This window comes from Pseudomonas sp. LBUM1660, assembly GCF_059695935.1.
Genome location: NZ_CP166795.1, coordinates 3168027 through 3191639, shown reverse-complemented (window position 1 = coordinate 3191639; position 23613 = coordinate 3168027). Strand labels below are relative to the sequence as shown.

The 23613-nt window shown below is 58.2% G+C and carries 15 protein-coding genes and 3 pseudogenes; 3 read left to right on the top strand and 15 right to left on the bottom strand.

Going from position 1 to position 23613, the window contains the following annotated elements:
* Window positions 1-177 precede the first annotated feature (177 nt).
* The 10 genes and pseudogenes from ACA068_RS15070 to ACA068_RS15025 all read right to left on the bottom strand — a co-directional run bounded on the left by ACA068_RS15070 (window position 178) and on the right by ACA068_RS15025 (window position 11765).
* A pseudogene (locus ACA068_RS15070) lies at window positions 178-1545 on the bottom strand (TolC family outer membrane protein).
* Window positions 1546-1547: 2 nt separating this feature from the next.
* Window positions 1548-2897 (bottom strand): HlyD family type I secretion periplasmic adaptor subunit, encoded by a 1350-nt coding sequence (locus tag ACA068_RS15065; RefSeq protein ID WP_497310507.1) that lies wholly within the window; start codon window positions 2895-2897, stop codon window positions 1548-1550.
* Entirely contained in the window at window positions 2894-4669 is a 1776-nt protein-coding gene (locus ACA068_RS15060; RefSeq protein ID WP_497310506.1) for a type I secretion system permease/ATPase, read from the bottom strand. The genes ACA068_RS15065 and ACA068_RS15060 overlap by 4 nt, the downstream gene beginning before the upstream one ends.
* A gap of 210 nt (window positions 4670-4879) precedes the next feature.
* Window positions 4880-5302, bottom strand: a complete 423-nt coding sequence (locus ACA068_RS15055; protein WP_497310602.1) for an AprI/Inh family metalloprotease inhibitor — start codon at window positions 5300-5302, stop codon at window positions 4880-4882.
* Between the two features lie 75 nt (window positions 5303-5377).
* The gene (locus ACA068_RS15050) at window positions 5378-6835 is read right to left on the bottom strand and encodes a serralysin family metalloprotease (RefSeq protein WP_403097716.1); all 1458 of its coding nucleotides are present in this window, start codon (window positions 6833-6835) and stop codon (window positions 5378-5380) included.
* A gap of 571 nt (window positions 6836-7406) precedes the next feature.
* Window positions 7407-7862: pseudogene (locus tag ACA068_RS15045) on the bottom strand (REP-associated tyrosine transposase); the annotation flags it as partial.
* 92 nt (window positions 7863-7954) lie between these two features.
* On the bottom strand, window positions 7955-9040 hold the full coding sequence (locus ACA068_RS15040; RefSeq protein WP_497310505.1) for a polyamine ABC transporter substrate-binding protein: 1086 nt from the start codon (window positions 9038-9040) through the stop codon (window positions 7955-7957).
* A gap of 67 nt (window positions 9041-9107) precedes the next feature.
* Window positions 9108-9449, bottom strand: a complete 342-nt coding sequence (locus ACA068_RS15035; protein ID WP_497310504.1) for a cupin domain-containing protein — start codon at window positions 9447-9449, stop codon at window positions 9108-9110.
* A gap of 43 nt (window positions 9450-9492) precedes the next feature.
* Window positions 9493-10899 carry an NAD(P)/FAD-dependent oxidoreductase gene (locus tag ACA068_RS15030; protein WP_497310503.1) on the bottom strand — a complete coding sequence of 469 codons (1407 nt, stop codon included), beginning with the start codon at window positions 10897-10899 and terminating at the stop codon, window positions 9493-9495.
* A 50-nt stretch (window positions 10900-10949) separates the two neighbouring features.
* Entirely contained in the window at window positions 10950-11765 is an 816-nt protein-coding gene (locus tag ACA068_RS15025; RefSeq protein ID WP_497310502.1) for a helix-turn-helix domain-containing protein, read from the bottom strand.
* Window positions 11766-12028: 263 nt separating this feature from the next.
* On the opposite strand from ACA068_RS15025, the gene ACA068_RS15020 reads away from it, so the two are divergent.
* A complete protein-coding gene (locus ACA068_RS15020; protein ID WP_219094110.1) occupies window positions 12029-12304 on the top strand; it encodes a DUF1652 domain-containing protein in 276 nt (91 codons plus the stop codon).
* A gap of 57 nt (window positions 12305-12361) precedes the next feature.
* Here ACA068_RS15020 and ACA068_RS15015 read toward each other — a convergent pair.
* Window positions 12362-14836: pseudogene (locus ACA068_RS15015) on the bottom strand (UvrD-helicase domain-containing protein).
* Between the two features lie 279 nt (window positions 14837-15115).
* Between ACA068_RS15015 and ACA068_RS15010 the strand changes: the two are divergent.
* A complete protein-coding gene (locus ACA068_RS15010; protein WP_497310501.1) occupies window positions 15116-15811 on the top strand; it encodes a pirin family protein in 696 nt (231 codons plus the stop codon).
* A gap of 185 nt (window positions 15812-15996) precedes the next feature.
* Here ACA068_RS15010 and pgm read toward each other — a convergent pair whose 3' ends face one another.
* The 4 genes from pgm to ACA068_RS14990 all read right to left on the bottom strand — a co-directional run bounded on the left by pgm (window position 15997) and on the right by ACA068_RS14990 (window position 22287).
* The gene (pgm, locus tag ACA068_RS15005; RefSeq protein WP_497310500.1) at window positions 15997-17643 is read right to left on the bottom strand and encodes a phosphoglucomutase (alpha-D-glucose-1,6-bisphosphate-dependent); all 1647 of its coding nucleotides are present in this window, start codon (window positions 17641-17643) and stop codon (window positions 15997-15999) included.
* A 120-nt stretch (window positions 17644-17763) separates the two neighbouring features.
* The gene (locus ACA068_RS15000) at window positions 17764-19164 is read right to left on the bottom strand and encodes an aminotransferase-like domain-containing protein (protein ID WP_497310499.1); all 1401 of its coding nucleotides are present in this window, start codon (window positions 19162-19164) and stop codon (window positions 17764-17766) included.
* A gap of 67 nt (window positions 19165-19231) precedes the next feature.
* Window positions 19232-20704, bottom strand: coding sequence for a hypothetical protein (locus tag ACA068_RS14995; protein WP_497310498.1), 1473 nt, complete (start codon window positions 20702-20704; stop codon window positions 19232-19234).
* A gap of 560 nt (window positions 20705-21264) precedes the next feature.
* The gene (locus ACA068_RS14990) at window positions 21265-22287 is read right to left on the bottom strand and encodes a zinc-dependent alcohol dehydrogenase family protein (RefSeq protein WP_497310497.1); all 1023 of its coding nucleotides are present in this window, start codon (window positions 22285-22287) and stop codon (window positions 21265-21267) included.
* A gap of 269 nt (window positions 22288-22556) precedes the next feature.
* Here ACA068_RS14990 and ACA068_RS14985 point away from each other — a divergent pair, with 269 nt between their 5' ends.
* Window positions 22557-23471, top strand: coding sequence for a LysR family transcriptional regulator (locus tag ACA068_RS14985; protein WP_461982098.1), 915 nt, complete (start codon window positions 22557-22559; stop codon window positions 23469-23471).
* The last annotated feature ends 142 nt before the right edge of the window (window positions 23472-23613 follow it).

Sequence of the window (23613 nt, the reverse complement as noted above, 5' to 3'; positions counted from 1 at the left end):
CGTTTTTAGAATTCTGGTTGGGTGTTGCTTTCTTCAGGCTGTCGCTGTTCCTGTGGCGAGGGAGCTTGTCGGAACGCCGCATCGTCCCGTTCGGTTGCGAAGCAACCGCCATCAAGGGCCGCTTCGCAGCCCAGCGGGAGCAAGCTCCCTCGCCACAGGTGGTGTTACGTCAGAAAATTACTGGGGCCTTGGGCCTTGGCCGAATGCCTCGTCCACCTTGGCCAGATCCTGCTCATTCAGTGTTCCGGCGTAGTAATGCAACTTGGTCCAGGCCATCAGGTAGTCGTACCTTGCCTGAGCCAAATCCCGGCGGGTGGTAAATAGTTGTTGTTCGGCATTCAATGCATCCAGGTTCACCCGCTCACCGCCCAGGATGCTTTGCTTGGTCGAAACCACCAGCGCTTCCGCCGATGTCAGGGCTTTCTGATAAGCGCGCAACTTGTTCACCCCCGACAGGCAGGCACTGAATTGCCGACGCAACTCGATCAGGGTTTACCGGGTCTTGCCATCGAGTTCGTACTCGGCCTGTTCCATGGTCCGGCTGGCCTGACGGGTCGACGCCGACACCCCGCCGCCGGCGTACAACGGCACGCTGACTTCAATGCCGATGGTGTTGGTGTCGTAACGTTGGTTGTAGGTGTTGCCGCTTTCCGATTCGTTCTGGCGCACCGAAGCGTAGGCACTGACTTTCGGCAGGTGTCCGGCGCGGTTGCGTTCGACTTCATACCGCGCGACTTCCACCGCCTGACGCTGGGAGGCCAGGTTCGGGTTGTTGGCCACGGCCATCTCGTGCCAGGTGTCGTAGTTGGCCGGCAGTAGGCTGAAGGTCTGGAAGTTCTGGTCCAGCGGTGCCAGGTCCGTGATGTCGACGGCCGGCACGCCAATCAGCGCACCCAGTTCACGCAAGGACGCGTCCTGCTCGTTGCGGGCCTCGATTTCCTCGGCGGTTGCCAGTTCGTAGCGAGACTCGGCCTCAAGAATATCGGTGCGCGTGCCCTCGCCCTGGCGGAACATCTGCTCGTTCTGCTGGAACTGCTGCTCGAAGGCTTTCTTCTTCGCCTGCGCGATGTCGATCTGATCCTGAGCGAACAACGCATGGGTGTAGTTTTCCAGCACCCGAACCAGCAATTCCTGGCTCTTGCCGCGGAAGGCTTCGTCGGCAAACAGCGATTGCGCCACGCCTTTGCGATACGCCGCGTAGGCTTCGTAATCGAGCAATGGCTGTTGCAGGGTCAGGTTCGAGCCGTAGCTGCCGTAGTTGCGGTCCTCAGTGAAGTCCGGCCGACCTTCATTGATTTGGGTAACCTTGGAGGTGTTCCGCCCCTTGTTGTAGGTGTAACCAATCCTGGGCAACAGCCCTGACCGACCAATGATGCGGTTCTCCAAGCCGGCATCGCGTTCCTTCATGGCGCCAAGGAACACCGGATCATTGCGCAACGCTTGCTCGTAGATCTCGAACGGCCCCATGGAGGCCATCACACTGTTGCACGTCAGCAACGCCAGGGTGGCTGCGAGCATTGAAAGCTTATTCATACAGCCGAACATCCTTATTCCTCGGTCAACGCGGAGCCTGCCCGGTCGAGCAGCGGTTTGAACAAATAGTTGAGGAGTGAACGTTCACCGGTACGCACGAACATTTCCGCCGGCATGCCGGGCTTGATCACCAGACCGTTGAGTTTTTCCATGGCCTGGTCGCTGACGCTGCTGCGCAGCACGTAGTACGGCGCGCCGGTTTTCTCGTCGACCATCTGATCGGCGGAAATCAGGCTGACTTCGCCAGGCACGCGGGGTGTGCGGCTTTGGTTGAACGCCGTGAACAGAATGTCCACCGGCAAGTGGGTGCCGACCTTGTCGATCAGGTTGATCGGCAAGTGCCCTTCCACTTCCAGGCGGGTGCCTTGCGGCACAATCTCCAGCAAGGTTTCGCCCTGGCGAACCACCGCACCTTCGGTGTGAACCCCAAGGTTGACCGCGATGCCGTCGGCGGTGGCGATGATTTCGCTGTGTTGCAGATCGAACCCGGCGGAAGTCAGTTGCTCTTCCAGGGTCACGCTTTTGAGTTGCGCGTCGGCCAATTGCGTGCGGACTTCTTTCTGGTATTCCTCGATGTGCTGTTGCAGCTTCAGGCGCGACTCGAGGATGCCCTGTTCGACCCGGCCGCTTTCACCGCTGTTTTCCGCCAATTGTTGCTGCACCTGCGACAGCTGCCGCTGAAACTCCATCAAGCGGTTGCGCGGGATGTAGCCGTTGTCAGCCAGGGGCTGAAGATTGCTCAGTTGTTGTTGCAGCGAACTGGCCTGAGCCGTCAGGTCCGTGCGCGCGCGGCGCATGCCGGCCAATTGCGCGCTGGCACCTTCGATGCTTGCGCGCAAACCCGCCTGCTCACGGGAAAACGCTTCGCGGCGGCTGCTGAACAATTGCCGTTGGCCTTCGAGCACCAGGGCCAGGCGTGGGTCGGGATCGTTGCTCAGTTCAGCGGGAAAATTCACTTGCTTGAGGTTGTCCCGTTCGCTCTGCCAACGCGCCAGGCTGGCCCAGGCCATGCGGTATTGCGCTTGCAGCGATTGCACATCGGCCGCGACCTGGGTCTGGTCGAGCTGGAACAGCGGCTGGCCCTGCTTTACCACCTGGCCCTCGCGCACCAGAATCCGGCTGACCACGCCGTTGCTCATCGATTGCACGGCTTTGCGCTTGCCCGAGACCACGACCGTGCCTTGCACCGGAATACCTTGGTCGAGCGGCGCAAGGCTGGCCCAGGTGAAGAAACTACCGGCACCTACGACCGCCAGAATCCAGCCCATGCGGGCGAAGAATCGCGCATCACGCTCAGGGCGTTCGGCGATGTAATCGTGTTCCATCGTCGCTTCGTTTTCAGTGTTCATGCGATCGCTGGTCATACACCAGAATTCCTTGTCGTAGGCTGATACTGGCGACTCATGTTGACCCCGCCCGGTGCTTGCGCCGGTTTTTCACGTGGCTGGTCCTGGGCGCCGGAGAGTGCCTTGAGCACTTCCTGGCTGGGGCCAAAGGCCTGCAAACGACCGTCGTTGAGCACCAGCAATTTGTCGGCCTGGGCCAGCGCCGAGGACCGATGGGTCACCAGAATCACGCTGGTGCCCTGGGCCTTCATCTGCGCGATGGCGCCGGCCAGTGCCGCTTCGCCTACGGTGTCGAGGTTGGAATTGGGTTCATCGAGCACCACCAGGCTAGGCTTGCCGTACAGCGCGCGGGCCAATGCCACCCGTTGCTTCTGGCCGCCAGACAAACCGCTGCCGTCCTCGCCCAGCACCGTGTCGTAGCCCTGCGGCATGCGCAGGATCAGCTCATGGACGCCCGCCTGTTGCGCCGCTTCGACGACTTTTTGCGGATCCGCTTCGCGAAACCGGGCGATGTTTTCGGCGATGCTGCCGCTGAACAATTCGATGTCCTGGGGCAAGTAACCGATGTAAGGACCGAGGTCGTCGCGGTTCCAGCGATGGATGTCCGCGCCATCAAGCCGCACGGTGCCGCCGAGGGTTGGCCAGACGCCGACCAATACCCGGGCCAGGGTCGATTTGCCGGAGCCGGAGGCGCCGAGCACGCCCAATACTTCGCCGGCACCCAGGCTGAAGTTGACCATGTGCAGGGTCGCCGCACGTTGCCCCGGAGGGCCGGCGCTGACTTGTTCGAAGGTGATCTGCCCCTTCGGCGCTGGCAGCGCCATGGCTTCGTCACTCGGTGGAAAGGCTTGCAGCAGCGAATCAAGACGACGGTACGCGAGCTTGGCGCCGCTCCACTGTTTCCACACCGCGATCAGTTGGTCGATAGGGCTCAGGACGCGACCCATCAGGATCGAACCGGCGATCATCATCCCGGCGGTCATGTCGCCCTTGATCACCAGCAAGGCGCCCAGGCCCAGGACCAGGGATTGCAGGCACAGGCGCAAGGTTTTGCTCAGGGAGCTGATGATGGCGCCGGTGTCGCTGGCCTGATTCTGCAGGCCGAGGAAACGCGAGTGCACCTGGAACCAGCGCTTGCGCAACACGCCGAGCATGCCCATGGCCTGAATGGTTTCGGCATTGTGCAGGTGGCTGGTGGCCAGTTGGCTGGACTTCTGGGAAAACCCGGCGGCTTCACCCAAGGGCTTTTTGGTCATCGCCTCGTTGAGGCACGCGAGGCCAATCAGCACCACCGCGCCCACGGTTGCGAACACACCGAGCCAGACGTTGAACAGGTAGATCACGAAGAGGTAGACCGGAAACCACGGCGCGTCGAAGAAGGCAAACAACGCAGGACCGGTGACGAATTGGCGAATGTGGGTCAGATCGCCAAGGGACTGACCAGCATTGCCCTCGCCCTTGAGCAGGTTGCGCTCGAACGCGGCCTGATACACCCGCAGGTTGAAACGGCGCTCCAGTTGGCTGCCGATGCGGATGACGATGAAGCTGCGCACGATCTCGAGCAAACCGATGAAGGCGAAAAATCCGACCACCATCAGTGACAACATGGCCAGGGTGGTTTCGTTTTGCGAAGACAGCACGCGGTCGTAGACCTGGAGCATGTAAATCGACGGGACCAGCATCAATACGTTAATTAACGCGGTGAAAAAACCGACGCTGATCAGGATGCTTTTATAGTCGCCCAGTGCCTTGAACAACGGTGCGGTGGCTGGGGCCTTCGCCATCTTCATTGATTTTTCCTGAGATGATATTCCTCGCCCGGTTTTGGCGAGATGTCAATTAACTGTCCGCACACGGGTCGAGACATTCTTTGCCAGTCAGCGCTTACAAATGAATAACAACTTTTTATATTTTATTAAAAGTCAGGTTATTGATCTGACGCTTATAACGGCAACTACGCGCTTTATATTCAACACTTGCGTCGGCTCGGTACTTTTCGCTTAAAGCGCAGCGCGCTTGAGCGTAATGATCAGACCCGACTTCAATGTGCTTTGATAAAGCCCTTCATGCTGTCGGCTGAAAAACACAATTCTTGAGCCTTCATCACCGGTGATAGCGATGCCGTCCGGTTCCGGGAACCAGCCAATCGCAGGCTTTTGCAGCCAGGCACCGAGGCATCCAGCGCCCTCACCCAGTGTCTGCGTTGGCTGAAAGTCGATGACGCATACGTTGGACGGTTTGTCTTGCGACATCTGGGACTCTGGTGAGTCATCTTTGGCGTTCAGGGTCGCCTGCCATTTGCCGGCCAGTTCCGAGGGGTCTGCTAATTTCAGGCTGCTCGCCATGGCTGTCTCTCCAAAGAAAATCATCAACGTCGCCAGGAGCCACGCGGTTGTTCGGTGGGTAAAAGCGTTGTGAACCATCGCTTGTTTTACTCCGGCTTGGGGCGGTTGACACAGAGGGCGGCGCATCGGCACCACCCTCCTTATTGCGTTACATCACGCAGCGATGTCCGAGAACGCCGCCTGGCCAACAGTGCTGACCAGGAAATCGGCCACGCCATGCCCGGAGAAGTCCACCGCCAATTGGCTGTTACCGCCCGAAGAGGTCAACACGGCATCGCCTGCCGCACCCGTGAACGAACTCACGAAGTGCAGGCCCGCGCCTTTGGTGATGCCGGTCAGGTCAATCTTGTCCAGACCACTGACAAAATCGAGGATCTGATCAGCTACACCCGGCTTGGAGTCGCTGCTGGCCGCGAACACAAAAGTGTCCGAACCGGTACCGCCCCACAGCTTGTCCGCACCGCCCGCGCCGAAGAGGATGTCGTTGCCGGCACCGCCCTTCAGCTCGTTGGACACGCCATTACCGATCAGCAGGTCGTTACCCGAACCGCCAATCGCGTTCTCGATGGTTGCACCTTTGGCAATGGACACGTTGCCAACCATGCCGCCAACGTCGGAGAACGAGGCCTCATTGAGGTTGATCTTCTGGTTCTGGGTAAAACCAGAGAAGTCCAGCGTGTCTTTGCCGCCCGCATCCCACACCGAAAACACGACCTTGTCAGACGACGAGGACGCGCTCAGGAAATCGCGACCGGCATTGGAGTTGAAACCGTAGGTGGTGTCACCGGTGCGGGTGGTAGTGTTGGCACCGTAGAGCTTCTGGATGGCGGCAATATCGTCCAGCAGCGGACCGGACGCATAGGCTTCGACGCCGCCCTTGCTGAAGTTCTGGTCGGTGTTGCTTTCACTCCAGTAGCTCATGAGGCTGTAACCGCGGGTGTCTTCCGCGTAGGTCGCGTCGTTGTAGGTCGGCGCACCTTCACCGGCGTTGTAGTCGCCGGGGTGAGCCAGGCCCAGGGAGTGACCGATTTCGTGGGTCAGGGTTTGACGACCGTAGTTGTTCAGGTCCGGCGTCTTGTTGGGTGTGTAGCTGCTGTTGGTCAGGTACCAGGAAGTACCGTCATAACCCGCACCGGTGCCAGGCAGGTAGGCGAATGCCGCTGCGCCGTCCTGGCCGCCGCTGTAGTTGCCGAAGGTCATGTGACCATCGCCGCCCGTGGCTTTCTCTGTAAAAGTGACTTTAGCCACGTCGGCCCAGGATTGCATGGCGAGCACGGCCTGGGCTTTCTGTTGAGCGCTGAACTGACTGAAGCCGGTAATCCCGTGCTTGTTCATGGTGCTCGACGACGCCGAGGTCAGGAACGTGTAGGTCAGTTCGATTTTGCCGCTGCCGTCCTTGTCCTGGTAGGCAGCGCCGTCGCGCAGCAATTGGGTCGCTGCCTCGTCGACGGAGTAGGAAGGTTTGCCATTGACCGTGAGATTGCCACCCCGGTCATACTGATGGCTGAAGCTGTCGATCTGGTTGTACGCGGAACTGGGCGCAGCCAATGCTTGCAATGGCGAAAAGGCCTGTTCGGCAAGATCAATAGCGTTGTTTTTAACTTTCGACATAAACACACTTCCTTGTTTAGCAATGGAACAGTTTTTGTCAGATAGCGACAATCTCTGGCGAGATCGTCCTATCACTCGCCCAATGAAGGCGAAAGAAAACTGACACAATTCGAAATCAAACGTCTACATTTTTTTTGACGTCAAATTGTTCTGCCCCGGCAAGTACCCGGAAACAATGCCTGCGCTGTCGAAATATAGTTTGAAGTTGAGGATTTCGGACTAATTGTCTGACAATTTCATATTTAAATATTAAATATGGGTAAGTTGTTTTTTGCCGAAGGCGTCTCACTTTTTCGGACTTATCAATATGAGTGCCAGTGAATTGATATCAGGCGGAGTTATATTGAATATGACATTTTGGCGACTGCTTCGCAGCCGAACGCAGCCTCGCGCTGCTCGGCAGCGGCTACAAAGATTGCGGTGTATACGGATCGTGTAGCAGCTGCCGAGGCTGCGAGGCAGTCGTCAGATATCGCGCCACCACCTACAAGGTTTCGTGCACGCAAAACCTGTAGCAGCTGCCGAGCAGCGCGAGGCTGCGTTCGGCTGCGAAGCAATCGTCAGGCACTCGTAACCAACACGCATCCCACAGCGGATAATCATGAGCCCGCTTCACTAGCCCCGCGCGTATCGGATTGGCGACGACATACCGAGCAAGATCTTTCACGTCCTCCTCTCGCCGTACAGCGCGATCATGATACCCCTTTTGCCATAACCGCCCTCGCCGCCCCAATGCCTGATTGACCGCCAAACTGCTCCGAGATTTTATTCGGCACATCAGCTCCGCCAGTGTCTTGTCGTGCAGCTGCACCAGGCAATGCATATGATCCGGCATCACTACCCAGGTTGAAAAATCGGCCCAGCCGTCTCCTTGGGCCTCACGCAATTGCAAGGCAACCAACCTACCCAACCGCCAATCAGCAAAAAACGGCTGCCGTTGGTCAACGACAGCCGTTAGCAGATAAATACGTCCTGACTCAGTGAAACGACCGGTACGTAGCAGGCCCGCATTTGAACAAACAAGCATTCCATTGCCTCCAGATCCATTGAAAGAAGGCTCGGAATCTACAGCGTCGCCATCAACCCCGACCCGCCGCAATATCTACAAAACATGAACCCTCAACTCCCCGTCCGAATCTTGTTCCACACCCGCGTCCGAATCCGGTCAATGTTCAGCGGCATCGCTTCCAACGCGAACAGCTTGCCCATCATTTCCGGGCTCGGATAAACCTTGGTGTCGTTCCTGATGGCCGGGTCGATCAGGCTGTCAGCTTGTTGGTTGCCGTTCGCGTAGTGCACGTAGTTACTGATGCTGGCCATGACGTCCGGGCGCAGCAGGTAGTTCATGAATGCGTAGCCGGCTTTTTCGTCCGGGGCGTCGGCGGGCATGGCGACCATGTCGAACCAGATGGCAGCACCTTCCTTGGGAATGGCATAGCCGATGTCGACGCCATTCTTGGCTTCTTTGGCGCGATTTTCGGCTTGGAGGATGTCGCCGGAGAAGCCGACGGCCACGCAGATGTCACCGTTGGCCAGGTCGCTGGTGTATTTGGATGAGTGGAAATAGCTGACGTAGGGCCGGACTTTCATCAGCAGCGCTTCAGCTTTTTTGTAGTCTTCCGGGTTCTTGCTGTGGTGCGGTAGCCCCAGGTAGTTCAGCGCGGCTGGCAGCAGTTCGGGGCCGTTGTCGAGGATGGCGACGCCGCACTTTTGCAGCTTGGCCATGTTCTCTGGCTTGAAGATCAGGTCCCAGGAATCCACGGGCGCGTTGTCGCCCAGCACGGCCTTGACCTTGGCGATGTTGTAGCCGATGCCGGTGCTGCCCCACAGGTATGGGAAACCGTGCTCGTTGCCCGGGTCGTTGTTCTGCAACGCCGTGAGCAATACCGGGTTGAGGTTTTTCCAGTTCGGTAGCTGGCTCTTGTCGAGCTTTTTCAGCGCACCGCCCTGAATCTGCCGTGCCATGAAGTGGTTGGACGGGAATACCACGTCGTACCCGGATTTGCCGGTCATCAGCTTGCCGTCCAGAGTTTCGTTGCTGTCGTAGACGTCGTAGCTGAAGGCGATGCCGGTTTCTTTCTGGAAGTTATTCGTGGTATCCGGAGCGATGTAGTCCGACCAGTTATAGATCTTGACGGTCTCGGCGGCGTGGCTGAGCGAAGCGACGAGCGCAAGGGGTACCAGGGTCAGTGTCTTTCGGATCATGAGTCGATTCCTGTATGAGCTGTTGTGCTTTTTATTGGAGGGCCGGCAGGCAATCAAAAGATCAAAATCAAAAAATCAAAACGTAGGTCTTGCGCACGGTTTCCTGGATGTCCCAGATGCCGAGGCTGTTGGCCGGCAACATCAGTGCATCGCCGGCTTCGATGTAGAGGGTTTCACCGTCGTCTGGGGTAAAAGTGCAGCGCCCCTGTATGAAGTGACAGAATTCCTGCGCAACGATCTGCCTGCGCCAGCGGCCGGGCGTGCATTCCCAGACGCCGGTTTCGACGCCGTCGTCGCGTTCGACGCTGGTGGTCGAAGCCATCGCCACCGGCGCTCCCAACGGCACGGCGACGGGGTTCGACGCTTCCAGTTCCAGTGTTGCGGTGTTCTTGAATTGCGTAATGCCCATAGGAGTACCTGTCGATTGAACCTAAAGATGAAGAACGCGCCGTTTACTGCATGAAACCTTCCATGAACCCCGCCACCTTGCTCGCCAGTTTGCGGCGCCAGGGAGCCGTAGCCGGGTTGGCCAGGGTCTGGTCTTCGTGGACAAAGCTGCGGATGATCGCGTTGTAACCCAGCCAGCGGCAGGGCTCCGGCTCCCAGGTCCGGAGCGTGTCCAGACCGCCTTGGGGCATGACCCATGGCTGGTGAACCAGTTCGGTATCGCGCTCAAGAATCAGATCCGCCAGGGTTCGGCCGCCCAGGTTGCTGGCGCCGACGCCCTCGCCGCCATAACCGCCGGACAAGGCAATGCCGCTGGCGTGATCGCAGAGCATGTGCGGTTTGAAGTGCCGGGACATGCCCAGGTTGCCGCCCCACGCGTGGGTAATCTGCACGTTCTTGAGTTGCGGGAAGAGTTCGCCGAACAGGTAGCGCCGCAACTCCACTTCGCTGGTGGTCAGGTCAAAGTCATGGCGCAATTTGCCGGCAAACTGATAGCCGCCCCGGGCGCCGAAGACCAGGCGGTTGTCAGCCGTGCGCTGGCCGTAGGTGACCTGTCGACTGCTTTCGCTGAACGCCTGGCCGCGGCTCAGACCGATTTCGTCCCAGGTCGCGGCAGACAGTGGTTCGGTGGCGACAATCAGGCTTTGCACCGGTAACTGATAGCGGCCAAGTGGTGGCAACGTGACCGAATAACCTTCTACCGCCGGCACGATCCAGCGGCTGCGGACCTGAGCCTTGGCCGTGCGCAAACTCCCCGACTGCCAATGCGTGACTGCGCTGTTTTCGTAGATTTTGACACCCATGCGTTCGACCGTTTCTGCCAGACCTCGCACCAACTTTGCCGGGTGAATGGTCGCAACGTGCGGTGCATAGATACCGCCATAAGGCTTCGCAACTCTGATCTGTTGCGCCAGCTGTTCGGGGCTGAGCCAGCGATAATCGCTTTCGGTCAGACCCTGGCGGTAAAGCTTGTCGAGGTAGCCCCGCAGGCTCGCTTCCTGCTCGGGATAGCGCGCGGCGCAGTACAGCACCCCGCCTTTGCGATAATCGCAGTCGATACCCTCACGTTCGATGATAATCTCGACTTCATCAGGGATGCTGTGCAGCAGATCGAAAGAGGCGCGACGCTGGTCCGGCGGCAAACCGGCCAACAGACGGTCCTCGCCCAGCAAGTTACCCATCAGCCAGCCGCCGTTTCTGCCCGACGCACCAAAACCGGCGGTTTGCGCTTCGATGATGGCAATGTCCAGGCCTGGCGCCAGACGTTTGAGGTAATACGCGGTCCACAGCCCGGTATACCCCGCGCCGATGATGGCCACGTCGACGTCCAGATCGTGTTCAAGCGCAGGACGCGCCAACAGGGGCTCGTCGAGTTGATCCATCCACAAACTGATAGTGCGCCACGCCGACATGCCAGACTCCGCCACTCAAACTTCGATGGCGTCGATCCTAGTGCGTAGGCTCAGGGACTGTCGTGCGCGCGTGCACGCAAAGAAATTTGTTTGACGTAAGCCTTGGGCGACAGCCCTGTGTGCTGACGGAAACAACTGTAGAACGCCGACAACGAGTTGAAGCCGGCAGCAAACGCCAGCTCATCAATGCGCAACGGTGGCATGGTGGCGTCCAGCGCTGCGAGCAAATGCTGCAGCCGCGCCTGGTTGACGTAGCGATAGAAGCTCTGACCCAACACTTGATTCAGCAGATAGGAAATCTGATTACGGCTGTACCCGCACTCCTGCGCGACCCGTTGCAGGTCGAGCTCGGGGTCCAGATAAGGCTGCTGGCGCTGGAAATATTGTTGCAGGTCGTCAGCCATGAAACTCAACTGGCGCGGTGAAAGCCCGAGCCGGCTGGCGGCCGGGCGCAAGTTCGCAGCGGTGTTGCTTTGCGGTTGTTCGCGCACCAGGGACGCGTATTCGTTGACCCGCCAGATCAACCCGTCGCGCACCGTTATTGCTTCACTGGAACGAAACGACACCAGCCCTTCGCCGCCGCGCAAGGTCATCTGGTACTGGATGAACGCGGTGTTGCCGTCCAGCCGTATGCGATCGGAATGCTCCAGCGCTTCATCCGGGTTACGCGGCATGCTGCCGCGCACGTACTCGCGCAACTCATCCAGGCCCATGATCCGGTTCTGAAAAAAGTCGTTGTACTGAATATCCGGGTGATAAAGCGCCATGACACCGTCCAGATCCCGGTGTTTCCAGCACAAGTGGTAGCGCATGACCGTCTCGCCCGTGACCTGGGTTTGCAGCGGGCCATCATCATCGGCGTGCATAAAGGACTCGACGAAAAAAAACCGAGCTTGCCGAAGTTCGGCCACGGCTTCAATGACCAGACCGAATCGCCGTAACGCCACGCAAGGCCCGGCACGTGATCCACATCAAAAAAACGGTAGCAATCGCCAAACGGACTGAAAAAAATCACATGGTTTTCACATCTGGATGCTACTTTTAAAGGCAGTCACCGGTTGAGCCATTGAAGGCTCTTCCCTCCTAACATGAGCTAAAGGAAGCGCTCGATGAAGAAGGCGGGCAACACATGAATAAAGGGTCTTTCAGCAAAGTTACGTTTCCAAACGCCTGCCAGCTGATGCGCTGGCATTTTCATCCCATGGGATTCGAGGCGAGCATGGATGCACCGGGCAGCATGATTGCCCGTCTGTTTGACCGCGCCAGTGGCGAGACCATGATCGCCATTGCAGGCATTCCTTGCGCAACCGTGATGAATGCCGCGGACGTAGAACGAATAATCGAAGCAGTGGAAGACGAACTTGAGTGTTTCATTCCTCCCGTGGCCCTCAAGAGCTATGCCTGAAGGTCAACCACCCAACAAAAAGCCCACATTATGTGGGCTTTTTTTGTGGGCTCGGGTTCAGGCCGGTGTCTGACCTTGACGGTGATCAGAGAAGAACGGCTTGTCCTTGCCAATTCGGTCAGACGCCTTGGGCATATTCGCCGCCTGAGTGTCCTGCCCATCGACATACCAGTAGCAATGACTCACCGCCCGAGTAATGCCGACGTAAGCCAGTCGCAGGATTTCGTCTTTCTGTGCGTTGTCGTAAGGCTCATTGTCGCCCGCCTTGCCAAGTCCCGCTATTCGGTAGACCTGGTTCTTGTAAGGAGAACTGGTCAGGTGCTGGCAATCACCGAGCAAGAACACTGCGTCGGCCTGCAAACCCTTGGCGCTGTGATACGTCAGCTGTTTGATGCGCCGAGCTTCATACGGCAAGCTAGAATCCACATTAACTACAGACTGAATATGCTGTTCAATCAATAACTTATCGCTGCTTTTTCGATAAAGCATCAAGATGGAGTCACCTTGTCGGTAATGCTGGATCAGGCGTTGAGCCATGCCCTGATCGTCGCGATCCATGATGTTCACCGGCAACAGCGCCTTGGGTTCACCGCTAGCCTTGGCCTTCTTTCCTGCAATCGACGGCGCTGCGCGGACGATATGCTCGGCCGCATCAATGATGTGCTGATGACTGCGGTAGTTGTCGCTGAGCATCACTTTCGTCGTGCTCGGTGACGGAAATTCCTTGTTGAACTCCATGAAATACGTCGGAGAACTGCCGCGCCAGCCATAAATGGACTGCCAGTCATCGCCGACGCAGAGCAAGGACGAACGTTGCGCGCCTCGCCCCACATGCATCGCCGGGCCGCGACTGCGGATCTCGGCGAGGCTGGCACGGATCCAGGAGACAATCTGCGGCGATACGTCCTGAAATTCGTCGATCATCAGATGCGACAAAGGCCTTAGCAGCTCATCGCTGAGCAGCTTCAGGTTTTCCGGGGAATGCTCGCTGAACAAGGCAAACATCCGGTTGTAGGTCATCACCGGTGGCTTTTGATCAAGCAAATGATCTTCCAGGGCGCGCCAGAACAGGCTCAGAGCCTCGAAGAAGTAACGGTCCGGGTCATCCTTGGCGAAACTCATCTGGCCAACGGCATTCGGAACATCCAGGCCCAGGTTTTCGATAAACCCGGCGGCAGCCACAAAACAGTCCAGCAAGGGGGCCGATCCCAGCTCCCCTTTGACCTTGTAATCGAAGCCTGGCCCGGCGCTGGCATCGCCTGCAAGGGAAGCCAATATGCGCTTTGAAGATTCGTAACTATCCAGCTATATCAATGGTTTACGACAGAAAGCTTGAAACAGGGTTCGCTTCACCGCCCATTCCGCGCGAACCGTTAACTTGGCATTCGGACGGCTGACTTGTGGATTTTCCCGGGGGTCAAATCCGAGCACTACCCAGGCATCCAGCGTCGGGATGTAGCCGTGACAATGGAAGGTCGCACCATTGATGTCGAATGCGTGCCGATTGGGCTCGATACCTTTGATTGGCCAGGCGCCAGCGCGAAACCACAGGTCTTCAATCGTGTCGCAGAGCTCCTCGTCACGCTTGGCTGCCAACTCGGTCACCGCCATGCGTTTCTGCACATCGGGGTGATCGCGCTCAAGCTCCTTGAGCTGCAAGGCGTGACGGGACAACGGCTTGATCAGCTCGCGAAAACGCTCATCACGGGTGTGCAGGCTGTGAAAACAGGCATTGAGTTGCTGCCGCTGGGCGTCGTTGATGCGCAGGTCGAAGGGATTGCTGTCGACTTCCTCATCGCTGTTTTGCGCGCGATTGCTGAGGTTTTCGAACGCTTGCAGACGCTCGAAGCCCGGCAGGCTGCGAACCATGGGCAGGATCCGCGAGTGGAAGGTACGCACCAGATCCCGCGCCTCTTTAAGGCTCAGCGCCCGGCCCCACAATGCAAAGAGTTCGATCAGCTTATTAATGAAGTCTTTGCGCGACTCGCGGGTGAAGGTCACCACGGTCATAGAGCTCAACTCGAACCCCAGGTAATGAGTCAGCAGCAGGATACGCAATACCAGCGTCGTCGACTTGCCCGCGCCGGCCCCGGCAATTACCGACGTCGAAGGCGTTTCGCTGAAAATCATCTTCCACTGGGCGGCGCTTGGTTGGGCGTGAGGTGGCAGCAGTCGGGCGACATCGGCCTTGATGCGCTTCTTCAGCTCGGCGCTCAAGGGCAGGCGCCAATCGTCGAACAAGTTATCGTCGACATTAGGCGGTCGGTGCTCGGTCGAGCGCGAGTCACGGATCAACAGAACCTGCCGGCCTTCTTCCAGCCCCTCGGCTTTCCCTTCCTTATAGCCGTAATCCACCCCGGCGCTGTGGCCGCTGCGAAAACCGTCGGCTTGCCCGTGCAGCCACGACGCACGGTGCTGCGCACGCAGGCGCGTAAGGCCATGACCAAAGAACCGGGCGGCCAGACGCTTGAGCAGTGGCATCTCGGCCAGGGGACGAAGTTCGGGAGGAAGATCGGGGGTGTGTTGCGGCACGCGGACTGACTCCAGGGTGTGAGGCTGTTGAGGGCTATGGTGTCCGTATTTGCCGTTGAGTTCTAGTGAAATGCTTACAGGTCATTGGCTTATACGATGAAGTGAAGGCTGGGTGAGAATATTTCGAGGTTATTTGATATCAACTTAATCGATCATATTGAGGCATTTTTTACGCTTTTTATCGATTGGTGCCTGATAGATGATGCCCGCCATCAACCACCGGTTCTCGTTTCGTGGCTCGGCGCTCTGCCCCATGACGAACCTTTTCAGGAGACGATCATGCTTGAACTCAGACCTTTCAACTCCCTGGGCGGCGCCCAGCATGGCTGGTTGGATGCGCATCACCACTTTTCGTTCGCCGAGTACCACGACCCGAAACGCATGAATTGGGGCAACCTGCGGGTATGGAACGACGACGTGATCGCCTCGGGCACCGGATTTCCAAAACACCCGCACCGGGACATGGAAATCATCACCTACGTTCGAGAAGGTGCAATTACCCACGAAGACAACCTTGGCAACAAGGGTCGTACCGAAGCGGGCGACGTTCAGGTCATGAGCGCTGGCACCGGGATCGCTCACAGCGAATACAACCTGGAAGCGGGCGAAACCAAGATCTTTCAGATCTGGATCATCCCGAACGAATCCGGTCTGGCCCCCTCTTGGGGCGCCAAGCCTTTCCCGAAAGGCCAACGTGAAGGCTTCGTGACTTTGGCCAGCGGCAAGGCGGGTGATGATCAAAGCCTGCGAATCCGTGCCGATGCGCGGCTGGTGGCCGCCAACCTGAAGGCCGGTGAGTCCGCCGAATATCGCCTGGACAGCGGCCGTCGGGCCTACCTGGTTCCGGCTACCGGGGTCATTGAAGTCAATGGCTTGCTTGCACAAGCTCGAGACGGTGTTGCCGTAGCGGATGAGCAGGTTTTGCGGGTTACCGCGATCGAGGACAGTGAAATCGTGTTGGTGGATCTGGCTTGATCGGGTAAACGCAGGGCAAAAAAAGGGGCGACCGTTGATGGTCGCCCCTTTTTACATCTGAATCTTGAGTGGCCGTGCTGGCGTCTTCGCGGGCAAGCCTCGCTCTACAGGATAGATATCGCCCACAATCATGTGATCGACTCCGCCCTTGTAGGAGCGAGGCTTGCCTGCGAAGGTTCCCTCAATTACTTCGCGGAAATAGCGCCATCCACCAGGGTCTGAGCTTCTGCAACCAACTGCTTGAGGTGCTCATCACTCACAAAGCTCTCAGCGTAGATCTTGTAAATGTCTTCAGTCCCCGAAGGCCGTGCCGCGAACCAGCCGTTCTCGGTCATGACTTTCAAACCACCGATGGCCTGGTCGTTGCCCGGCGCGTGACTGAGGATGCTCTGGATCGCTTCGCCCGCCAGCTGGGTCGAGGTGACCTGATCCGGTGACAGCTTGCTCAACAAAGCTTTCTGTTCAGGGTTGGCTTTGGCGTCGACGCGCACCGAGAACGGTTCGCCGAGCTCGTCGGTCAACGCACGGTAGGCCTGGCTCGGGTCGCGACCGGTGCGAGCGGTCATTTCTGCCGCCAGCAATGCCGGAATCAAGCCGTCCTTGTCAGTGCACCAGACACCGCCGTCCTTGCGCAGGAACGAGGCGCCGGCGCTTTCTTCGCCGCCAAAGCCCAGTGACCCGTCGAACAGACCGTCAGCAAACCATTTGAAACCGACCGGCACTTCGTACAGGCGACGACCCAGGCGCTTCGCCACGCGATCGATCAAGCCGCTGCTGACCACGGTTTTACCCACAGCAGCGTCGGCGCGCCACTGCGGACGGTTCTGGAACAGGTAGTCGATAGAGACGGCGAGGTAGCTGTTCGGTGCCAGCAGACCACCGGACGGGGTCACGATGCCATGGCGATCGTGATCCGGGTCGCAGGCAAACGCTACGTCAAAGCGCTCTTTCAGGCCGATCAGGCCTTGCATGGCATGGCTCGACGATGGGTCCATGCGGATTTGCCCGTCCCAGTCGACCGTCATGAAGCGGAACGTCGGATCGACCTGTTTGTTCACCACTTCCAGGTCCAGACGGTAGTGCTCGGCAATCGCCGACCAGTAGCGCACCCCTGCTCCGCCCAGCGGATCGACACCCAGACGCAGCTTGGCATCACGGATGGCGTCGAAGTCGATTACGTTGATCAGGTCAGCGACGTAGGTGTTGAGGTAATCATGACGATGGGTCGTGCTGGCCTTCAGCGCCTGCTCGTAGCTGATGCGTTTGACTCCGGCCAGCTTGTTGCCCAGCAGCTCATTGGCCTTGGCTTCGATCCACTTGGTGATGTGGGTATCGGCCGGTCCACCGTTGGTGGGGTTGTATTTGTAGCCACCGCTTTGCGGCGGATTGTGCGACGGGGTAATGACGATACCGTCCGCAAGTCCCGAAGTACGGCCGCGGTTGTAGCAAAGAATCGCGTGAGAAATCGCCGGGGTCGGCGTGTATTCATCACCCTCGGCGATCATCACGGTGACGCCGTTCGCGGCCAGCACTTCCAGGGCGCTGGCGCCGGCCGGGGTGGACAGTGCGTGGGTGTCGATGCCGACAAACAGCGGACCATCGATGCCCTGGGCTTCGCGGTACAGGCAGATCGCCTGACTGATCGCCAGAACGTGCCATTCGTTGAAACTCAGGTCGAACGAGCTGCCTCGGTGTCCGGACGTGCCGAAGGCTACGCGTTGGGTAGAGATGGCGGCATCAGGCTGGCCGGTGTAATAGGCCGTTACCAGTCGCGGGATGTCGACCAACAATTCTGCCGGTGCCGGTTTGCCCGCAAAAGGACTGAGTGTCATGCAAAACCTCTGAAATAGAGTGGTTCAGGAATAGGAACGCAGTTTACTGGCAGTTTGACCGCAGCGCGACGTTAACGATCCCGAGCGAAATGTTATCAATCGCCAAAGCCCCGCCCCTGCTCAATCAATCGATTCCAGGCGCAAGGCATCGCCCAGCAAACCCATTGCGGCCGCGAGGTCGTGGTCGCCACCGAAGGTATGGCTCAGGCGCAAGTGTTGCGCGTGCAGCCCCTGGAGACTGAACAGTTCCCCTGGCGCGATGACCACCTGGTGTCTGAGCAGTCGTTGGAACACCCGACGTACATCAACCTGACGCAACGACTGCACCCAGATCGTCGCACCGCCCAAGGGCTCGACGAAGTGCAAGGCATCCCCCAGTCGCTCCTGCAACAACTGGGTCATGTGCACCTTGCGATCCTTGAGCAGGCGCCGCAACACCAGCAAATGCTGATCGATTCGCCCATTGCCGTATAGCCGTGCGATGGCTTTCTGGCGAATAGGTGACAACCGGAATGACCGCAACAGGAAATGCCGCTGCAGTTCGATGCTCAATTGCCGCGAGAGCAGATAACCATAAGGCGCTTCCGGCCCGATGGATTTTTCGAAGGTGGAGAAAACGATCAGCCGATCCGGGTTCAGCAGATCGCGAAACCGCAGGCCGTCGGGCTCGAATTCGAGTTCGCCATAACAATCATTTTCCAAGACCCAACTGCCATGACGCTCCAATAGCTCAGCGATTGACTGCTTGTTGCTGTGGGAGGCGACGCTGCCGCGCGGCATGTTGAGCCCGGAGGAAAGCATCACCAGCCGCACCGGCTCGGTCTCCAGCAGTTGCTTTAGTTGCTCAAGGTCCAGGCAGCCATTGGCCTGCAAAGGCAACTCGATGACCTGGACGTCAGCGTCCTGGAGCAAGCGCAGAATCGTCCAGTCGCAAGGCGATTCAACGATGACCGTGGCATCCTTGAGACACAGCACGGCGATCAGTATCTCCAGGACGCCGCGTAAATCGGCGCCGATGTAGACATCATCGGCGTGCCAGCAGCGTGCCGGGGACGAGGTATAACGTGCGGCCAGGGCGGCGCGCAGTTCCAGTTCACCGCACGGTTGTGAAGTCGTTTGCGGTTGACGCGGATACTGACGCAGCAATTCCCTTTCAAGCAGCAATAACGGGCTATCGAGGGGCTGCAGCAACGCCGGTTCATCCGCGCTCAACACCAGCATCCCCGGCCGCCTGGCGTTTACATAAACCGTCTCGAGCAGGTCATTGCCGCTGCTGAGAGGACGAATGGACGACACGGGCAGCGCGTAATAGCCGGATTTGGCGACCGAATACACCCGCCCTTCCTTTTCCAGCAACGAATAGGCGTATTGAATAGTCGAAATCGATACGCTCAAACGGTCCGCCAATTGCCTTAATGAAGGGAGGCGGACTCGAGTGTCGCTGACGGGTTCGTTGATGAGGTTAGTCAGGTAACGGTAAACCGCCTGATAGGCGAAGTCGGTTTCGCGTGGTCCTTTCATGGGCAATGACCGAACACGCCACGCGCCCTGTGGGGTGGGTGGATGAACGCGGTGACCCCGAGCATTTTCAACGACCCGTTGACCGTTCGCCATCTGCGGCGTTGCCCGCGTCGAGGTCCAGCGCCTGCTCATTCGCATTACCGACTTCCGGCCCTTCGCCCCTCGCCACTGGCCCCATCCGGTAAAGCGTGCCGGTCAAGTTGACGGGCAACCCGCTGACGTCGACCATCCATTGCAGCACCTGCTCGGGCGCCGGCTTGCCCTGCATCGCCCGGTGCAGATCGGGTAACGCGACGAGCATGCCGGGATGACATTGACGTAGAAAACGCTCAAGCGAGGCTCCATTCTCGACAAAGGGCGCGAACAGCAAGCACACCAGTTGAGCCTCGCTCAAGCCGAGGCTTTTCTGGGCCTCGGCCGCCGCCAATTCACGCTGGTCGGACATTGCCGTCGGGTGGCCGAACGTCTCCATTGCCTGCTCGCAAAAGCGCTCGGGAAGTTGTTTGCGACGCATCATGACCAAAGCCTGCTGCACGTATTCAGCAACGCCCGCTTCATAGGTACGGCCGTGAACAAAACAGGCCTCCAGTCCCCGAACGTGCGCGGAAATCGAAAGGCTGACACATTCATTATCGCTAAGCTGTGCGGCCAGTTCGTCAGGCTGAAACCCGAGGAAATCGGTGAGCAGTGGCCAGCGATCTTCCAGATTACTGACCAGCATGTCGTGAATATCGATGAAGGTCGTGCGCCGACACGCCTCAAATGATTCGGCCGGCCGCCACTCGGCCTGGCCATGTTCAGGATAAAACTCGCGGTAGCAATCACTGCCCAGTTCATCCAGTCGTGCGAACAGCTCCTCGTAACCGGATTCAGGGCAAATCGATGCCTTGAGACCGGCCTTTTGCGCCGCTCGGGTCAATCCATCCATGAACTGCTTTTGCTGACGAGGCGTATCGCTGCTGACAAACGCATCGACACCTCGGTCCCAACGGCAGATTTGCCCATAAAACTCGCCCGCTGCCAGGTACCCGTCATCCCACAGATGGAGCGGTCCGTTCCAGGTTCGCCGGTGACCAACCATCAACAGATTGAGACGATTCGACTCGCGGCCTGCATCGGAAACCGGCACCAGGTGGTTGAATGGCAGGACTTCCCGGTTATCGACCATCACCACTTCGACCCGAGGATCGTCGTAGAGAAACAACGCACTGCAACTGCGATGGATGTTTTCAAGAGTCGTCGAGCTTGCGCCGTTCGCGCGCAAGGTCGCGACTCGCAGCTGAAACGTCGCAGGTGCCCGGCCGGCGATGCTCAATTGTGCGGCGCGCAGCAATGCAAGCGTGTAGCAACTGTCGCGGGTCCCGGACTGGATCGCCAATACCTTGTATTCGCCGATACGGTCCATGCCACCTGCGGCGACCACCAGACGCTGAATCATCAACTGCAATGCCGTGCGCTCGGCGCGCGAGAAAAAACTCAGCAATCGCTGCAGTACTTGCTGATAAACATAGTTCATTGCCTGTTCATGGGTATGGGTCATCATTGCTTACCTGTTACGCATAGGTTCGATGTCACGCAAACAACTGTATGCATTGCACAAACGGCTGCCTGACATGATTAAAGTGTTGCGCTTGATATCAAATGCTAACACTTAGTTTTGAGTAATTATTTGAAATGAATCGAGCTTACTTGTAATCCCATCCGTTCGCGATTGCAGCAAAGCCCCGCTGCGCAAGCGCTCTGCGACCGCGCGAGGGATCCTAGGAAATGTCCGACAGCGTCCCACAGACAAGTAGCACGAAAAATAAAGAAAGAAGTCGCCATTAATTTTTCGGCAATTGATCGATCACACGTTATTTGTTGAGTTTGTATTGCCGGAGCGCGCAGAAAAGTATCTATCCAATACCCAGCCATAGCTCATTCCTTGAGATGAAAGTAATCATTCAATTATCGGGGCTTATAGGGTGATTAGAAGATACAGATTGAGAGCAAAAACCAGTTCAGTTGCTGAACTGACTCGTCGTAGATTGGGGGGGGGGGCTCGGTTTTTCGGAGGGAAAATACAAAAGTCCGTGCAAGCACGGACTTTTTTCAGCGGTGTTACGCAGGTTCGACCTGGAGCGCAACCCGTTCGCGACACGGGCATTCGTCCATGTAGCGGTGCGCCTCGACAAACTCGGAAAACGGGAAGACCCGAGTCTTGAGTGGCAGCAGCACGCGGTCAGCGGTCAGTTGGTTGATGTCGCGCAAGGCACGTTGCAGTGCGACCTGGTCCTGGATAATGCCCAACTCCGGCTTGCCGGTGAAGTTGCCGATGCAGTGAACGAAGAACTGAATGTTCTTCTGAAACGCTGCGCAGGCCGGGAACGGCGTCTGGTTACCGCCTTGCAGGCCGTACAGCACCAGGCTGCCACGAGGCGCAAGCACATCGCCGAGCAGTGACATCTGCGGACCGCCGAGGCCATCGAACACCACGTCGACACCGCGGTTGTCGGTGATTTTGTTGATCCGCAGGAGCAGATCTTCTTCCTCGGTGACGATGACTTTTTCGGCACCCAGCGACAACAGGTATTCACGTTCTTCAGCGGTCTTGGTGGCGGCAATTACCCGCACACCCAATGCCTTGCCCAGTTGCACAAAGGACGGACCGGCACAGTGGCTCGCGTCGGTCACCAGGGCAAATTGCCCGGGTTTGACCCGCGCCAGATCGACATAAGCGAAGTAGGCGATCAACAGCGGCGTGTAGTGCACGCTGGCTTCGATCGGGCTGAGCACATCCGGATAGCGGGTCAATGCCGAACGAGGCAGAACGATCTGCTCGCCGTAGACCGGATAGTCGTTGGGGCTTTCAGCCGGGAAGCTGGCGACCTTGTCACCGACTGCCAGGTCATCGACACCCTCGCCGACCGCCGTGACGACGCCGGACATTTCATGGCCAAGGCCAGAAGGCAGGCGAGCGTGAGATGAGGCCAGGTTCTGGCGCCAGAGAATATCGTACCAGCTGATGCCAATCGCCTCGACGCGCACCTGCACTTCGCCCGGCGCAGGGAGAGCGGCCGCATGCTCTTCGCATTTGAGCACCTCGGCTGGACCAAACTTGTGAAAACGAATCGTGCGGGACATCGCAAACCTCGTCAAAGAAACCTCTAATGCCCTGAACTCTATCTGGGCTTTCTACCCAAGACTATCAGTGGCTATTAATAGTCGACATGCCTGTCATTGATTCCGCAGCATCCATTGGATCAACGGTTGTCGTAAAAATCTGCAGTAGCCGTTCAAGGGAAACTGAATTATTCGGTGCAGAGTAGCAGCCTTTCCCCGTAAGATTCATGCCGGCCATTGTTCTCATATGGCCGCTCTCGTCAAGCTTGATGACTCTGCCAGGACTCCAGATGAATCGTAATGACCTGCGTCGTGTCGACCTGAACCTGTTGATCGTTTTCGAAACACTGATGCACGAACGCAGTGTGACCCGCGCTGCGGAGAAATTGTTCCTCGGCCAGCCGGCGATCAGTGCGGCGCTCTCGCGCCTGCGCGGGCTGTTCGATGATCCGTTGTTCGTGCGTACCGGGCGCAGCATGGAGCCTTCCGCCCGAGCGGTGGAAATCTTCGCCCTGCTCTCTCCTGCCCTGGATTCGATTTCCACCGCGGTCAGCCGCGCGGCGGAGTTCGACCCAGCGACCAGTACGGCGGTGTTCCGCATTGGCCTGTCGGACGATGTCGAGTTCGCGCTGTTGCCGATGCTGCTCAAGCGTTTGCGTGCGGAGTCGCCGGGGATCGTATTGGTGGTGCGTCGGGCCAACTACATCCTGATGCCGAGCCTGTTGGCCTCGGGGGAGATTTCAATCGGCGTCAGTTACACCGCCGACCTGCCAGCCAACGCCAAGCGCAAAGTACTGCGCCGCAGCATGCCGAAGTTGTTGCGCGCCGATACGGTGCCGGGGCCATTGAGCCTGGATGACTTCTGCGCCCGCCCCCATGCACTGGTGTCGTTTGCCGGTGACCTGAGCGGCTTTATAGATGAAGAACTGGAAAAGCTCGGGCGCAAGCGCCATGTAGTGCTTGCGGTGCCGCAGTTCAACGGGCTCAGCACGCTCATCAGCGGGACCGATATCGTCGCGACGGTGCCGGACTACACCGCTGACGCGTTGACGGCGGCTGGCGGTGTGCGGGCTGAAGATCCGCCCCTGCCGGTGCGTAGCTTTGAATTGCACATGGCGTGGCGTGGTTCGCAGGATAATGACCCGGGTGAGCGTTGGCTGCGGTCGCGGATTCAGATGTTCTTTGGGGACCCGGACAGCCTCTGATAAAACTAGCTAAATGGCCATAAGAGCCGCGAAATACTTGGCCTTGTCGACTCTGAAACCTTCCATCGCCATCCGTCAAGATCCGCTTTATTCCACCGCATCTGGGGGCTAGTCATGGCATTTGTTGTAATTAAAAAAAAGA

Bases quoted from the DNA above. Each gene is read 5' to 3' on its own strand.
- ACA068_RS15065 (WP_497310507.1), bottom strand. From the start codon at position 2,897: ATGACCAGCGATCGCATGAACACTGAAAACGAAGCGACGATGGAACAC.
- ACA068_RS15060 (WP_497310506.1), bottom strand. From the start codon at position 4,669: ATGAAGATGGCGAAGGCCCCAGCCACCGCACCGTTGTTCAAGGCACTG.
- ACA068_RS15055 (WP_497310602.1), bottom strand. From the start codon at position 5,302: ATGGTTCACAACGCTTTTACCCACCGAACAACCGCGTGGCTCCTGGCG.
- ACA068_RS15050 (WP_403097716.1), bottom strand. From the start codon at position 6,835: ATGTCGAAAGTTAAAAACAACGCTATTGATCTTGCCGAACAGGCCTTT.
- ACA068_RS15040 (WP_497310505.1), bottom strand. From the start codon at position 9,040: ATGATCCGAAAGACACTGACCCTGGTACCCCTTGCGCTCGTCGCTTCG.
- ACA068_RS15035 (WP_497310504.1), bottom strand. From the start codon at position 9,449: ATGGGCATTACGCAATTCAAGAACACCGCAACACTGGAACTGGAAGCG.
- ACA068_RS15030 (WP_497310503.1), bottom strand. From the start codon at position 10,899: ATGTCGGCGTGGCGCACTATCAGTTTGTGGATGGATCAACTCGACGAG.
- ACA068_RS15025 (WP_497310502.1), bottom strand. From the start codon at position 11,765: ATGCACGCCGATGATGATGGCCCGCTGCAAACCCAGGTCACGGGCGAG.
- ACA068_RS15020 (WP_219094110.1), top strand. From the start codon at position 12,029: ATGAATAAAGGGTCTTTCAGCAAAGTTACGTTTCCAAACGCCTGCCAG.
- ACA068_RS15010 (WP_497310501.1), top strand. From the start codon at position 15,116: ATGCTTGAACTCAGACCTTTCAACTCCCTGGGCGGCGCCCAGCATGGC.
- pgm (WP_497310500.1), bottom strand. From the start codon at position 17,643: ATGACACTCAGTCCTTTTGCGGGCAAACCGGCACCGGCAGAATTGTTG.
- ACA068_RS15000 (WP_497310499.1), bottom strand. From the start codon at position 19,164: ATGAAAGGACCACGCGAAACCGACTTCGCCTATCAGGCGGTTTACCGT.
- ACA068_RS14995 (WP_497310498.1), bottom strand. From the start codon at position 20,704: ATGACCCATACCCATGAACAGGCAATGAACTATGTTTATCAGCAAGTA.
- ACA068_RS14990 (WP_497310497.1), bottom strand. From the start codon at position 22,287: ATGTCCCGCACGATTCGTTTTCACAAGTTTGGTCCAGCCGAGGTGCTC.
- ACA068_RS14985 (WP_461982098.1), top strand. From the start codon at position 22,557: ATGAATCGTAATGACCTGCGTCGTGTCGACCTGAACCTGTTGATCGTT.